We start from the raw sequence: 15182 nt of genomic DNA, 5'->3' as shown, positions 1-15182 counted from the left end.
AATCACTAAGTTTATTACTACAAATCGGAGGATAGCATTCCATATACAATACTATCTGTCCATTCATCTTTATTCCAAAAATCTTGTATGAAATGGGCTTCCTTTCTCATGCCTATTCGTTCACACAATTTTTGTGAAGCTGTATTACGTGCATCAAGATTAGCCTGTATACGATGTACATTACATTCATTAAATAATTTCAATACCAAACTACTTACTGCTTCTGTTGCCAAACCTCTCCCAGCTACTTCATTTGAAAAACTATAACCAATCTCAACAGTGTCTTTCATATTTGTGTACCATACTGATAAATCACCAACTACTTTAGTTTTGTATATAACTGCCAAACTTAATATTGTTTCTTTAGTAAGTACATTATTTGCTAGCTTCTTATTAAATCTTTTCTGCATGTCTTCATGAGTCCACTTATTATGTAATAGGAACTTACATGTATCATCACTATTATAAATAGCAAATACATCCTGTAAATCAGTACTCTTAAAAGGTCTAATTATTAATCTTTCTGTTGTGAACTCCAAGTTAGCTCTCCTCCCTTACATTCATGCTATAAAACATTTTTATAGTATTTAAGCCTCATTCTTAGATCTCACCTTGATTACATATTTCATCATAATAAATTAAAATCCTTCTTCCACTAAACTGCACCGTTAATGGTATTTCCTTACGCTTTTTATTTTTTACACTTATTACAAAATCAGATAATTCTATTATTATGTCCCTAAATGTGTTATAATGAAAGCAGACTCACAAAAAAAAGAGTATATAGACTTGGAAGTTTCTCTTATTTTACAAGCAAAAAGAAACGAGCAGTCGGGTATATTTCAGACACCATACACGTAACGGTTTAAACAACCGATCATCTTAGTTACTCTTCAATGATCTTTTTATAAAAAGATACGTACAATTAAAACTCACTTCAATATACTATACCTACCTTTTTGACTTCCAAATCATCTTATTACATAGGGAGATGAACATATGAATCAATATATACGATATACAATAGCTGTCCTGTTTGCTATTATCGGCGGAACAATCTGCTTCTGGACAAACACTCAGCTTGGAGAGAATATCATCTTTAATGGAATCGAAACGCTTGTAAGCGCTTCAATTTTAGGCGGATACATTTACTTCCTCTTCAATCCAGAAGAAAATGCTCAAAAAACAATGTTATTAACAATGATCGGAATCGTTGGTGGATGTATTTCCTACTCAATGACAAACTATACATTACCACTTCAATTAAGCTCAGCTTTCTTCCACGGTCTATGGACTTGGTTCATTGCATTCTGCCTAGCAGACGTATTCAACCTATTACAAGACACTGAAGAAGATAGCGGTCGTCAAATTGAAAGTAACTCTTAAGCTGGAAGATACTCTTCCAGCTTTTTCATGTTGGTTTGCATACCCCGCATCACGATAAAAAGAAGTTGCCCTCACGGCAACTTCTTTCTCACATACCCCATCCAGTACCAACCGGATTATATCAGCGATTCTCCATATATATCGGCGATTTCTCCACTTATATCAGCGATTTTTTCATTATATCGACCGTTCGACACAGGATATCGACTTACCGGCAATTTTCGGCAACCTATTTATGCTCTATACCCTGCCACTACAATAAAAAGAAGTTACCCAACGGCAACTTCTTTTCCACATACCCCACTTCGTATTCACTAAAATATATCAACGATTTTTCAAATATATCGATCATTTCTCCACTTATATCAACGATTTTTTCATTATATCAACGGTTCAACACAAGATATCGATTTAACGACAACCTTCGACACTCGAAACGCACAATATACCCTATCCCCCAAGCAACTTACTGCCGAACTCTACGATTAAAAAGATAATTAATAGGATCGCGAGTATCTTTAATGCTACATATGCCACTTTAAAAACAACATAAATGAGCAAGACTATCAAAATAATTGATAAAATTTCCATATTTACTTCCTCCAAGCTTTGCTCTTCTTATCTCATTTTACTCGCCCCGGGCTATTTATGGAACGGCATAAGATGACATAGAAAAAAGAGGATACCTCACCCATCGTAAGATACCCTCACCTTCAACTGCTCAAACCATTCTCTTTCTAATTGTAAATATCCCATCTCACTCTTCTCGGCGCTCTTTAATTCTTTATCAGCTTTCTTCATATAAGTATGGGAAGCTTCTAGATCATTCTCTAAATATTTGATAATTCCTTGTGTACGATAATATCCGTTTAAGTCCATTTTTGTAATAGCCTTTGCATGTTCCTTTGCTTCTTGCAAAGAAAGACTATCCATCTCATAAAGGGCTTTATATAAAAGATACCAACTATGAAAACTACTAACGAAAAACTTATTTTCTTTCGTTACAGGTAGTTGAACAATTCTTTCTATATACGGTATCGCTCTTTCCATTCCCTCTTGATCTGCACGAGCAAAAAAGACAAGCATAAGTCTACTCATTATCTCTCTTATCCCTTTATTCTCTTTTATTTTCTCCTCACTCAATTCTACTAATCTTTCATCCCAATCTTTCGGTCTTTTATAACTAAATAACTCACTCGATATTTGAATCTCATATAAATGATTTCTAGCTCTTTCATCATCTTTAATTAAAATAAGAAATTGCATCCCATCACTCATAAGCGTTCCTTTTATCGGCACAATTGTAACCGCAAAGATTGCAAAATGGAAAAAGGAAAAATATAAAAGATATTGATAATAACTCACCATGTATATGTAACCGGAAGTAATACCAAACAGTAAACTCGTAATTGGTCCACCTAAAGTGAGCCACGCCCATTTTTTCGAAAGATTCGGTGTCTCTATAGAAGGTGGTACTAGTGTTGCAACGCCTCCAAAGTAAGCCCATAATTTATTTTCTCGAATGCGTAATTTTCCCTTTTCTTTTTGAATAGTAATGGGTCCTACTGTCATAAATTTAAATGTTAAACCACCTATTACACCAAATACTACATGTCCTAGCTCATGAATGGCTAACACTAATAATGAAATTCCAACTATTGCCCATAGGTTCAAAATTACTTCTAATTTCCCAGTTCGGATTACTCCGTATAAAATGGACAGAATTAACGCCACTGTCATTGAGCCAGCTGGCCTTCTTAAAATATCCACCTTTTTCTCCCCTTAATAAATCATTTTCCTTTGCATTTCGTACATGAACTTCCCAAGATGCAATATCCAAATAAATGAGATTAAGCCAATTAATACAAAATCGATATTACTAGCAGCTGTATATATAACGGCAGCCCACCATACATATGCCAATATTGTATTCGTAAATTCATACGCTTTATATCCAGCCTCATGCACAATGTGCTTTAATCCTTCATCTGCGTTTTTCGTCCACATTTTCATAGATTCCATATACGTTACACCTTGTTCAGGATATAGCTTATTATAACGATTTTTTGTTATGAGTCCGATAATTACTACAGTAGTTAAACAAACAATAGAAGCTACTAAATTCCACACCGCAAATGAAACATTTGTATCCTGCAACAGTGCACGTCTACATGTAATAACTGCATATACAAACCATGCCTGCGTCACTATATCACCTACACGTAAATATATACTTATAATGCCTAATTTTCTGCCTTGTACGCTCTCTTCTTCATCGCGTGCCTCTGCTAACATACGTGTATTCTTCCAAGTATAGTACATCATTAAAATTCCAAAAATAGTACATATACCTATAAATGTATTGGATGATAATTTTCTCGGTTCATCCGAGAGTAAATTTAAAGCTATATAAGACGTTAAAAATCCTCCTATCATACTTAATGCTATTTTCCCCACAGAATCAAATTGTTTTTTTCGCTTACTCTTCATCGTCCTCTTCCCCCTCTACTAACGTAAATATTTCCTCCACCGGTACATTGAAAATTTGTGCAATTTTTAACGACAATACGATAGATGGTGCATAATCCCCACGCTCAATTAAACTAATCGTTTGCCGTGATGATCCAATCGCTTTCCCTAAATCCCCTTGTGATAAACGATGCTTTGCTCGCAATTCCCTCACTCGATTTTGAAGCTTCATGTCTTCCCTCTTTTTCATTTATTTAATTGAAATTGTAAATAATATCCTTATATTTGTCAATTATAATTGTCATTACGACTATAATAATTGACAAAATACTTATTTCTTATCCTGTATCAAATTCCTATAAAGAATGTAAAATGTGCATTAAACATAGTCTTAAAAATAAAATAAAAAAGGCAGTGCTTTTGCACTGCCTCCCTAAATTCTGACATAGAATGGATTTCATATTAACTTGCGTTTTGTAGTAATACTCGTTTTAACTGCTTACGGAAACGAATACCTAACGTAACCGCTACAATCACAATAACTCCAAAAATAATTTTACCGATATGACCTTCTAGCACTCCAAAGATATCATGTAAGTTTCCACCTAACCAGTAACCACCGATTAAGAAGAATGATACCCAAAATAGAGCGCCTGAATAAATTGTAATGGCAAAACGACGGAATGGTAAATTAATAATTCCTGCAAAGTATCCTGTGAAATGACGTACACCAGGAATAAAGAAACCAATAAAAATTAGGAAGTACCCATACTTATCAAACCACATTCTCGTTAAGTCAATTTTTCTTTGTGTTAAAAATACGTATTTCCCATACTTTTGAATGAAAGGCATACCTAATTTATTTCCTAAAAAGTATTGAATCGTCATTCCTACACTTGTCCCAATAAAGGATAGAATAATTAAAATCGGTAAACTTAAATCACCCTTATGTGCTAAAAATCCCGCATATGCTAATGTTGGCTCTCCCGGAAACGGAAGTGCAATATATTCTAACAGCAAACCGACAAGTACAACATAATACCCGTATTGCTGAAATAATTCATGAATCCATTCCATGTCATCTCTCCTTTCAATCACGTACAACTTCTTACTATTATTGTATAAAAAAATTGTCGAAATAACTATCACAATAGCTTACATTTTTATTACATTTTTGTAAGGGTCACACTAATGATTTTCGTTCTTTATTAAATAGTAAAAATCATTTTCCAAGTCGAAATAGCGAAAAGGCGCATTAATAACATGCAGATTTTATCCATTTTTTAGCACTAAAAAACCTCTCTTATTTTGTTCTCAATAAAAAACCATCACAAACTCATGCTAACTTCATATTAGCTTCATATACGTATTGTAAGATTATATCGGAATTTGTTGAAAAATTTAACCAATATATGACTAAGCATTAATTTGAATAAATATAAGTCGTTTTTCGAAATTGAAAAAAGGGTGAATACGAAATGGAAGCATATAAAATGCAAGATTTTATTAATACAAATGTTGAATCTCATCAAAATGAAACCGTTTTTAATTTACAAATATGTGAAACAAGTGAATTTGACGTAAGTTTAACAAAATCTACAACACTATCTTTTATCGTTTCAAAAAAGAATATTAAAATTGTCACGAAAAAATGGATTAATTCAAATCAAGAAAGCATGATTGGCAAAAGCTACATCATTCCAACAAAAGCTTTTCACTATTTCTTACCAATCATTTCTGAAAATGAAGATGAGCTAAATATTCAAGTTCAAAGTTTTGGACTACGTGGTGAGCTTTTATTAAATGAAAGATTACTTATTGATAACAACAAACACAACAGCAAAATCACTACATTCTTTGAAACATTAGATGAAAATGTAAATAAAGCATTACGAGGATTACAACTTCATTGTATGTAAGACTATTACGATAGTAAAAGGAGAATAACAATGAAAAAATTATTATTAAGCGCACTATTATCATTAGGATTTTTAACTCTTCCATTCGCTAGTGCAGAGGCAGCTACAACGAAAGATCAATTAATCGTAGACACTCAGTTAAATAAAATGGATTATTATCAGGATGGAAAATTTATAAAAAGTTTTACTGTCGCTACTGGAAAAGCTGCAACACCTACACCTAAAGGCACTTTTCAAATCGTAAATAAAATTAAAAACCGCCCTTATTATACAGGAAAAATTAAAGGCGGCGATCCACGTAATCCACTTGGTGACCGTTGGCTCGGATTAAATATGGCAGGAACTTACGGAACAACTTATGCGATTCACGGAACTAACAATAATCAAGCAATCGGCAAATGGACAACACTTGGTTGTATTCGTATGTATAACAATGATATACACTGGTTATTTGAGCGCGTTCAGCAGCAAGCTACTGTCACTGTAAAATAGCCTAAAAACAAGATTTATGTGTAGCCAAGAATTTTATGTCTTGGCTTATTTTATTTATTCATTTACAGTAGCAAAACAACTGTATTTACATATATAATAGGAATAGATTTGATTAGCTAATATCTAAACATTGATAAACGTAGATATTAAAATTATACAGTTATAATGTTTTATAAATTTTATAATACATACTATAATAGAACTACTGTAATTCTGAACTATTCAGTAACACTAAACTATTCCCCTTGCTACCTTCATGATTATTTTATAGCGGGGGCTTATTATATGTATAAACAATCTGAGTCACTCGAAAAATGATGAATTCGAATATTGCAGTAAAAAGCGTTATTTAGGAGGTGTTACTATGACGCATATACTGGTGATTGAAGACAACCCAGATATACAAGAACTGATTCGTGAATTTCTAATGGCACAAAACTTTACCGTTGATGTAGTTGGTGCCGGAACAGAAGGTATTCTTCTTTTCCAAAAAAATTCATACGATCTTGTCCTCCTCGATGTAATGTTACCAGATATAGATGGCTATAGTATTTGTAAAATTATGCGAGGACAATCTGATGTACCAATCATTATGTTAACAGGCTTACATAATGAAGAAAGTGAAATTAAAGGATTTGAGTTAGGTATTGATGACTATATTACGAAACCGTTCCATTACACTGTATTTATTAAGCGTGTAGAGGCTGTATTAAGAAGGGCAGCAACGAAAGAAGCAGAAGCTGCAACTATACTACAATTCCATGAATTGATGTTAAACTCTACAGCATATGCAGCTTATGTTCATGGTAATCAAATTGAATTGACAACAAAAGAATTTGAAATTATTTATACTTTACTGCAAAATCGAGGAAAAGTATTATCAAGAAGTGATTTGTTGAATAAGGTATGGGGCTATGAACATTATGGTGATGTAAGAGTTATAGATACACATATTAAAAACTTAAGAAAAAAATTAGGAATTCCTTATATTAAAACGGTGAAAGGCATTGGCTACAAAATCGAATCGTAGCAAAGACAACATCACCAAAAATATTTTCATCAAAACCTTATTATTTTGTATTCTTTTATCACTTTGTCTTTATCAAATTATTTACTTTCTAGCTTCAAACTACGATAAAGAACGTTTTGCGAAAGAAAATGGAACGCCGACTACAGAACAGGCCGATTCAGATAAGCAAAACGACGGAAGTAAAACGAAGCAAAATAAAGCTGTGTCAAAGGGGAGTATTTCTAATTTCCAATCTTCTATTATAGATTATAAATCTCTTTCTACAGCTATCAATCACCTTTTGCAGCCTAGCCAAACTGCAAAGGCAAAAGAACATACACAAAATCTTTCGGGGAAAAATAGCACTTCTAATCCGCCTACAGAAGCAGAAAAGAAAGCCGCTAATAATGATGCCTTACATACACAAAATGCAGCAAGTAAAACAAATGATACAAATGATAATCCAAAGTTAGCAGATGCGTTGCAGCAATTAGCTCCACATATTGGCGCGACAATGCTTGCATTATCACTACTCGGATCATTAATTTATACAAAACTAATTGCCAAACCTTTTCAATATATGAGTGATGCTTTAAAAGATATTATGAATCTTGATTTCTCCGATAAAAAGCTACTTAACAAAAATGCAGATCAAACAGATTTTAATTTGCAAGTAGCCGCTTCGCAAGTACCAAATATTGTAAAGAATTTACATGCAAGCAATCAAGATTTAAGAAACGAGCTCAAGAAGGAACAACAATTAGAACAATCTCGTAAAGAATTTATGTCTATGGTGTCCCATGAATTAAAAACACCAATCGCAGCCGTCATGGGACAACTAGATGGCATGATTCACGGAATTGGAGCTTATAAAGATAGAGATAAGTATTTGAAACGTTCCTACGAGATGATGCAAGACATTAACATATTAACGGAAAAAATGTCGGAATTATCCAAAATACAAAACCCTCAATTTAAACCGAATTTAGAAGTCATTTCTTTATCTAATATTATTGAGGATGTTATGAAGAAAGTAGATTACTTTGTATCTGTAAAACAATTAAATGTACAATCTAATATTAAACACGACGTACAAATTTTAGCTGATCCTAAATTTATTCAAACTGCTATTTTTAACATTATTTCAAATGCAATTCATTATACAATTGACCATCAGCACGTATATATAAAGCTTTATGAAAAACCAAATGGTTACGCATTAGAAGTATTAAATACAGGTTCACAAATTGATGAAGATAAACTTGCTCATTTATTTGAGCCTTTCTATCGCGCAAATCCTGATAAACACGGGTTAGTACAAGGTAGTGGTCTTGGATTATATATCGTGAAACAAATATTAGATAAACATCAGTTTCCTTACGGGATACAAAACACAGCTCAAGGTGTAAAATGCTCCATTGTATTCCCAAAAGCAATGTAACATTCACTATAATTACATACCCCAAACTCATACTTCATGTGTGGGTGGCGGAATTTTGTAGAGTGTCTTACTCTGTTTCGTTCGCCCGTTATCCTTATTTGGATAGCGGGCGTTTTTTATTACTTAAAAGGAGGATTTTTTATGGAAAAGTTTAAATATTCATTGCTCGTTTTATTCGGTGCTTGCAGCTACGGCATACTTTCAACTATTTTCAAACTCGGATTCATAAATGGATTTTCAGCACATCAACTCCTAGGGGGACAATATGTCTTCGGATGGATTGGACTATTTCTACTCGTTCTTTTCTTTTCACATCATAAAGTAACAAAAAAACAATTTTTTTCATTACTAACCGTCGGAACAACAATGAGTATGACTGGGATTTTTTACGCTATTTCTGTAGAAGAACTACCCGCATCTATCGCTGTCGTCCTACTCTTTCAGTTCACTTGGATTGGTGTCATTATCGAAGCCATTGCAAATCGAACATTTCCAAGCCACGATAAGATCATATCTATCCTTATTTTATTTGCTGGTACATTGTTTGCAGGTGGTGTATTTGAAGGCCTCGGACAAAGTTTTTCTACGAAAGGGATTATCTTTGGGCTATTAGCTGCGGTCTCTTTTTCATTCTATGTTTTTGCAAGCGGGCGCGTCGCTACGGATGTTCCGCCTTATACGAAAAGCTTTCTTATGACAACAAGTGCTACTCTTATCGTATGCCTATTCTTTCCGCCAACCTTTTTAACAGACGGTGCTTTGCAAGCGGGCCTATGGAAATATGCTTTCTTCCTCGGCTTGTTCGGTGTTGTCGTACCTGTCATTTGTTTTTCAATCGGTGTACCAAAGGTTGGAACAGGGCTTAGTACGATATTAGGTGCAGCTGAATTACCAACTGCTATTATTGCTTCAATTACACTTGTACATGAAGTCGTAACGTTCATGCAGTGGATTGGAATTATTTTCATATTGGTTGGGATCTTCACTCCTCAGCTGCTTACGGCTAGGAAAGAAAGGAAACACAATCGCGTGCACAGCGCTTGAAAAAATACAGAATTTATATAAAAGATATAACTGCAATTAAAATAAGTAAATTTATCTGGAGGTATAAATGACTATTTTAAGCATCGTATTTTTTGCTATTATGTGTATCTTCTTCCTAATAAGATATATGAAAGAAAAGAAATTTTACGATTTACTTCTCGTTCCCGTTTGTATATATGCAGGAGCAGTGAAAACTCCTTTCGTAGAGTACTTAAACTTTAATACTACATTTAAAATAACGTATGATATTGCAGCTATTATTCTTGTAATCCTTGCTGTACTTTTCTTTTTGAAAGATAAGAAAGAGAATCATACTGCATAACAAAAGACCTTTCATTTACTTGAAAGGTCTTTTTCTCTATCTCATTTTACCGCTCCATACAGCTTCTCTATCTCATGCTCAATTTGTTTTACATCGATTCGCTCAAATAATGGCTGTACGCTATCAATTCTACTTGGCAACGTATTTTGCGGTTCCCAATTTCGGTTCACAATCGACAATGTGTTTCGAACTCTTTCACTTGAAAATGGTAAAAATGGTTCAAGGAGATGGGCAAAATTAGCGATAAGATACACACAGTTATAAATCGTTTCTTCACATGAAACTGGATCATCTTCTCTTTGTTTCCAAGGCTGCTTTTCATCAAAATATTTATTTGCAAAACGTACTGTATCAAATATTGTTTCTAGCGCCACCTTAAATTTAGTTTGCTCAATCGCCTCTCCTACACGCTTATATAATCCTTCTACTTTATCTTTCAGCTCTACCTCAATACTTCCCTTCGTCACGATACCACCATAATATTTTTCGATAAACTTTAATGTCCGGTTCACAAAGTTCCCGTATGCACCTAATAATTCACTATTATGACTGTAAATAAATTCCCGCCATGAAAAATCAGTATCGCGATTTTCTGGTGCGTTGACGGTTAAAAAGTAACGAATAGAATCTGGATCATAGCATTCTAATATGTCAGGCACCCATACTGCCCAGTTTTTACTTGTAGATAATTTTCTTTTTTCAACTGTTAAATATTCATTCGAAACGATATGACGCGGGATTGCTTCCTCCCCTATTCCAAGTAATACCGCTGGCCAAATGACGGAATGAAACGGAATATTATCCTTTCCGTGCACATAATATGTTTTCGCTTCGCTATCCCAAAACTCTTGATCATCTTTCCCTGTTTCTTCAGCCCAATGTTTACTCGCTGAATAATAGCCTGTCACTGCTTCAATCCATACGTAAATTTTCTTATCTTCATACCCTTCTACTGGAATTGGTACCCCAATTGGTAAATCACGTGATACGGCCCTATCTATTAATCCTTCCTTTACATATCTCTCTGTTAGTTGAATCGCATTGTCGCGCCATGTCCCTGTTTGTTTGGCAATTTCTACAGCTCTTTTAATTTGCTGCTGAAATGTATGCAATGCAAAATAGAAATGCTCTGTTTCCTCTACAGATGGCGTACTACCACATAACTTACATTTCTTTTCTAACAAATCGAGAGGATCTAAAATAGCAGAACAAGCATCGCATTGATCTCCTCTTGCTGCTTCATGGCAATGTGGACATATTCCTTCTACATAACGATCCGGTAAAAACTGTGTACACGTTTCACAATACGCTTGTTCCACTGTTTTTTTATAAATATGTCCTTCTTCTAATAAACGTAAAAAAACATTTTGAACCGTTTCATGATGGTGCTCACTATCTGTACGTGTATAACAATCATAAGTAAAACCAAGGCTACGAAAACATCGCTGGAACTCTTCATGATACTTATCAGCAATTTCTTTCGCTGTCACACCTTCTTGTTTTGCTCTAATTGCAATCGGTGTTCCATTACAATCACTCCCTGAAACATACAGCACATTCTCACCTTTTGCCCTGTAATAACGCGCTAAAATATCTCCAGGTAACAAACTCGCAATATGGCCAAGGTGTAACGAACCATTTGCATACGGCCAAGCGCCTCCAATAAAAATACTCATCTTACATTCCTCCTTTTAAATATAAAAAGCCCCGCCCTTATCTTAAAAAAGATAAGGGCGGGGCTGTATAAACAGTCGCGGTACCACCTTATTTCGCTAATTACTCACATAATTAGCCTTAACAAGTACGGAGCAATATGCTCTTATACTGTGGTTTTGATAACGAGTACCAACTCTCGTCGCCGCCTACTATTATCATTTGATAAGTTCAGGACGAAGCTCAAAGGCCATTGTTCAAATGAATATTCTTGCTTCTTCTCAGCTACCGAAGCTCTCTGGAAAGAATGTGTTCATCCTACTTTTCCTTTTCAACGCTTTTACGTATAAAAAGTATTGTACGACTTAATCACGGAAAAATCAAACTTTTATCCAGAAAGAAAAGGAAATCCCATCCCCCTGCCGAATAACTATACGTTCACAAAAGGAGTGATAACATTGAATCAAAAACAACTAAGCACTATAAATGAAAAAAGCTGGAATGCAGCTGCTTATGAAGCTTGGACGAATCGCCACGGGGCACCAGCTGATTATGCGAAAAAAATCATGAAAGATCCCACGCGCGAAGTAGCACATTATTTACCTTACATAAAATCCCCAAAAGGAAAATGTATTATTAATTTACTCGGCTCAAAAGGAAATAAAGCTGTCGCACTCGCCCTTTTAGGCTCTGACGTAACAGTTGTTGATATTTCAGCAAGTAATGCAAAATATGCAAATGAACTTGCTGATGCCGCAGGCGTCTCTATTCATTACATCGTTTCTGATGTACTAGATGTAAATCTCTCCAAATCATTTGATATCGTATTACTGGAACTTGGTGTACTTCATTACTTTCTAGATTTAAAACCACTTTTCACAACAATCTCTCAACTACTAAAGCCCGGTGGAATACTTATCCTTCGCGATTACCATCCAATATACACAAAGCTATTAGGAGTAGACCATCCATCATTTCGAGCAAGTGGAAATTATTTCGATGAAGAATTAATTGAAGATGATGTTGCTTATAGCATCCTTCTTACAGAAGCACAGAAAGAATCGCTACCTAAAACAACCATCCGTCGCTGGACGTTAGGAGAAATCATTACAACACTCGCGGAAGAACATTTTAAAATTGAAAAACTAGTTGAAGAACACGGACCTCATCAAAGATGGCTCTTCCCTTCTACTGCACCGGAAAGAATCGAAGAACGTATCCCTGGTCTATATACAATAATTGCGACAGCATGCAAAAAAGGATCCCTTCACGGATAGGATCCTTTTTGCATGCTCACGCATATAAGTTGAGGTTGGAGATTACCATAATTCTGTAGAATAGGACACAAGATATTTCAACATTTCGTCTCTGACTTACGTCGTCAAAAAGGGGTATGACCAACATAACGAAGAGTAATGTTTTAGTTGATACTGATAATCGTTATCAACTAATTAGAAGTATACATGATGTCATTTCAAATTTCAATAGCATTTCTAATATTTATTTATGAATTTTATGATATGCAAATGTATACATTTTAAGAACTTTTTCTAATATCAATCTGACTCCTTCCATTATCTGCTATAATTTTCATTGAACAGATTAATAACTTCATAATAATGTTTTTATTAATTTCGTTTTAAATATCTATAAATCATAATAAACAGTTTAAACGAGGGTAGGGGTAACGATGAAATATGTTAGTATTCGAAAAAAACTACTGTTCACACTCTTAAGCATTTCTTCTTTATTTAGCATTGCTCTTATTGTTATTCTTTCATTCGCCATGAATCAAGCAAGTGAAATCGAAACGTTAAAAAATGATGTATCAAAAAGAGCGACGATTTTAAAAGAACGTGGCGATTGGTTCCAAGCACAAGTTGCTGGTTTACAAGAATATTTACTATCACATGATCAAAAAGGATTAGATAAGTTCAACCGAGAAGGGAAAAAATTAGCTGATACTAGAGAGAAAGTAACAAGTGACAAGAAGCTCCCAGAAGGAATGAAAGAAGCTATTTTAATGGGGGGAAAATGGCGTAGCGTCATAGATAATGAGGTACTACCTCTTGCTCGTGAAGGAAAATGGGACGAAGCATCCAAAATTGCTTTAGCACAAACAGATTATGTAAATGATCTTTTAGGTCGTTTTAATAAATATACAAATGAAGAGAATGAGAAACGTGACGCATTAATTGCTGACGTCGAGTCTTCTTCATCACTTATTCAATATATTATTTTCTTCTCACTCATTACATGTACATTAACGTCTATTTTATTAGCATGGTGGTTCTCTGGTAAACTCGTTAAACCAATTCGACAAATTGATGAGAAGTTAAAAGAATTAGCTTCTCAAGATGGAGATTTAACGGCTAGATTACACGTAACAAGTAAAGATGAAATAGGTGACATTGCAAATTCCTTTAATCAAATGCTCACTAACTTACAGCTTATAATAAAACAAGTTCAACAAACATCAACAAGTGTAAAAGAAGCTTCCGAAAATGTATTTATCGAAACGACTGCTTCTATGGAAAATACCGCAAGGACCCAAGAAACTATGAATGCTCTTGAACACAATATTCGTTCACAAGTTTCTAGCATTGAAGAAAGTTCAACTGCAATGGATGACATGGCAACGAGTGTTCAGCGTATCGCTGAGTCCGCCTCTTCTGTTACTAGTTTAGCTGTTACAACTTCAGAAAAAGCAGATGATGGGAATAAAGTCATTGAGAAATCTATTACACAAATGCACACAATTAACGAAGCTGTTAACGCTACATCACAAGTAGTTGAGCGACTCATTACACATACAAATCATATCGATACTGCACTTCAATCTATTTCGAATATCGCCGAGCAAACAAATTTACTCGCTTTAAATGCTTCTATTGAAGCAGCTCGTGCTGGTGAACATGGCAAAGGATTCGCTGTTGTTGCTGATGAAGTTCGAAAACTTGCTGAACAATCTCAACTAGCCGCAACTGACATTAACCATTTACTGCATCAAATTCAAGCCGATACTAAAATAGCAAATGACATGATGACACAAGGTCAAGCAGAAGCTTCTGAAGGAATTACTGTTATTCGTACTGCCGGATCTTCATTCTCAGAAATTGTTAACCACATTAACAAAGTCTCTACGCAAATGCAAGAAATGTCTGCAACTGCTGAAGAGATGGCTGCAAGCTCTGAAGAAATGAACGCAGCTTTAAATAATATCGCCTCTATTTCAAATGAAGTTGCTGCAGAAACATTACAAACAGCACATTCAGCTGGTGATCAAGTAAACAAAATGAGTATCGTGGCTAACAAATCATCTGAAATGAAAACAATCGTACAAGAACTTGAAGTTCTCGTCTCTCATTTCAAAACAAACGCTTAAAGTGAACCTTTCGCTTGTAATGACACAAGCCCAAAGGTATAGGAAAGAAAATTTTACAGTCT

At 34.6% G+C, this 15182-nt stretch carries 16 protein-coding genes and 1 other annotated feature; of the genes, 9 read left to right on the top strand and 7 right to left on the bottom strand.

Annotated elements, in window-relative coordinates; all coding sequences use genetic code 11:
* Nucleotides 1–17: 17 nt before the first annotated feature.
* Nucleotides 18–539, bottom strand: coding sequence for a GNAT family N-acetyltransferase (locus B9A45_RS04085; protein WP_000397307.1), 522 nt, complete (start codon nucleotides 537–539; stop codon nucleotides 18–20).
* A gap of 460 nt (nucleotides 540–999) precedes the next feature.
* Here B9A45_RS04085 and B9A45_RS04080 point away from each other — a divergent pair, with 460 nt between their 5' ends.
* Nucleotides 1000–1386 (top strand): DUF3938 domain-containing protein, encoded by a 387-nt coding sequence (locus B9A45_RS04080; RefSeq protein ID WP_001077776.1) that lies wholly within the window; start codon nucleotides 1000–1002, stop codon nucleotides 1384–1386.
* A gap of 450 nt (nucleotides 1387–1836) precedes the next feature.
* On the opposite strand, the gene B9A45_RS04070 is transcribed toward B9A45_RS04080, so the two are convergent.
* From B9A45_RS04070 to B9A45_RS04050, 5 genes are all read right to left on the bottom strand, one after another.
* On the bottom strand, nucleotides 1837–1977 hold the full coding sequence (locus tag B9A45_RS04070; protein ID WP_000404758.1) for a DUF3985 family protein: 141 nt from the start codon (nucleotides 1975–1977) through the stop codon (nucleotides 1837–1839).
* Nucleotides 1978–2073: 96 nt separating this feature from the next.
* Nucleotides 2074–3126, bottom strand: a complete 1053-nt coding sequence (locus B9A45_RS04065) for a zinc metalloprotease (RefSeq protein ID WP_002103793.1) — start codon at nucleotides 3124–3126, stop codon at nucleotides 2074–2076.
* A gap of 42 nt (nucleotides 3127–3168) precedes the next feature.
* Nucleotides 3169–3876, bottom strand: coding sequence for a DUF3169 family protein (locus tag B9A45_RS04060; protein ID WP_016110907.1), 708 nt, complete (start codon nucleotides 3874–3876; stop codon nucleotides 3169–3171).
* Complete coding sequence (locus tag B9A45_RS04055) at nucleotides 3866–4087, bottom strand: helix-turn-helix transcriptional regulator (protein WP_000776168.1); 222 nt, start codon at nucleotides 4085–4087, stop codon at nucleotides 3866–3868. Before B9A45_RS04055 ends, B9A45_RS04060 begins: the two co-directional genes overlap by 11 nt.
* 230 nt (nucleotides 4088–4317) lie before the next feature.
* Entirely contained in the window at nucleotides 4318–4932 is a 615-nt protein-coding gene (locus B9A45_RS04050; protein WP_000454754.1) for a DedA family protein, read from the bottom strand.
* A 401-nt stretch (nucleotides 4933–5333) separates the two neighbouring features.
* On the opposite strand from B9A45_RS04050, the gene B9A45_RS04045 reads away from it, so the two are divergent.
* From B9A45_RS04045 to B9A45_RS04020, 6 genes are all read left to right on the top strand, one after another.
* Nucleotides 5334–5774, top strand: a complete 441-nt coding sequence (locus B9A45_RS04045) for a DUF3978 family protein (protein WP_084063879.1) — start codon at nucleotides 5334–5336, stop codon at nucleotides 5772–5774.
* A 30-nt stretch (nucleotides 5775–5804) separates the two neighbouring features.
* Nucleotides 5805–6266 carry a L,D-transpeptidase gene (locus B9A45_RS04040; protein WP_000735058.1) on the top strand — a complete coding sequence of 154 codons (462 nt, stop codon included), beginning with the start codon at nucleotides 5805–5807 and terminating at the stop codon, nucleotides 6264–6266.
* A gap of 364 nt (nucleotides 6267–6630) precedes the next feature.
* A complete protein-coding gene (locus B9A45_RS04035) occupies nucleotides 6631–7296 on the top strand; it encodes a response regulator transcription factor (protein ID WP_000148833.1) in 666 nt (221 codons plus the stop codon).
* Nucleotides 7274–8716, top strand: a complete 1443-nt coding sequence (locus B9A45_RS04030; RefSeq protein WP_000201959.1) for a sensor histidine kinase — start codon at nucleotides 7274–7276, stop codon at nucleotides 8714–8716. The genes B9A45_RS04035 and B9A45_RS04030 overlap by 23 nt, the downstream gene beginning before the upstream one ends.
* A 141-nt stretch (nucleotides 8717–8857) precedes the next feature.
* On the top strand, nucleotides 8858–9760 hold the full coding sequence (locus tag B9A45_RS04025) for an EamA family transporter (protein ID WP_000410475.1): 903 nt from the start codon (nucleotides 8858–8860) through the stop codon (nucleotides 9758–9760).
* Nucleotides 9761–9827: 67 nt separating this feature from the next.
* On the top strand, nucleotides 9828–10082 hold the full coding sequence (locus B9A45_RS04020) for a hypothetical protein (protein WP_000154132.1): 255 nt from the start codon (nucleotides 9828–9830) through the stop codon (nucleotides 10080–10082).
* Between the two features lie 41 nt (nucleotides 10083–10123).
* Here B9A45_RS04020 and metG read toward each other — a convergent pair whose 3' ends face one another.
* Nucleotides 10124–11758, bottom strand: a complete 1635-nt coding sequence (gene metG / locus B9A45_RS04015; RefSeq protein ID WP_084063878.1) for a methionine--tRNA ligase — start codon at nucleotides 11756–11758, stop codon at nucleotides 10124–10126.
* Nucleotides 11759–11808: 50 nt separating this feature from the next.
* Nucleotides 11809–12079: a binding site (T-box leader), on the bottom strand.
* A gap of 114 nt (nucleotides 12080–12193) precedes the next feature.
* On the opposite strand from metG, the gene B9A45_RS04010 reads away from it, so the two are divergent.
* Nucleotides 12194–13012, top strand: coding sequence for a class I SAM-dependent methyltransferase (locus B9A45_RS04010; RefSeq protein ID WP_001072233.1), 819 nt, complete (start codon nucleotides 12194–12196; stop codon nucleotides 13010–13012).
* A 413-nt stretch (nucleotides 13013–13425) separates the two neighbouring features.
* A complete protein-coding gene (locus B9A45_RS04005; RefSeq protein ID WP_000878441.1) occupies nucleotides 13426–15120 on the top strand; it encodes a methyl-accepting chemotaxis protein in 1695 nt (564 codons plus the stop codon).
* Nucleotides 15121–15182 lie beyond the last annotated feature (62 nt).

Origin of the sequence: Bacillus sp. JKS001846 (genome assembly GCF_900176455.1) — a bacterium.
Taxonomy (GTDB): Bacteria; Bacillota; Bacilli; order Bacillales; family Bacillaceae_G; genus Bacillus_A; species Bacillus_A cereus.
The sequence above is the reverse complement of the archived record's forward strand: the minus strand, read 5'-3'. Positions and strand labels throughout refer to the sequence as shown.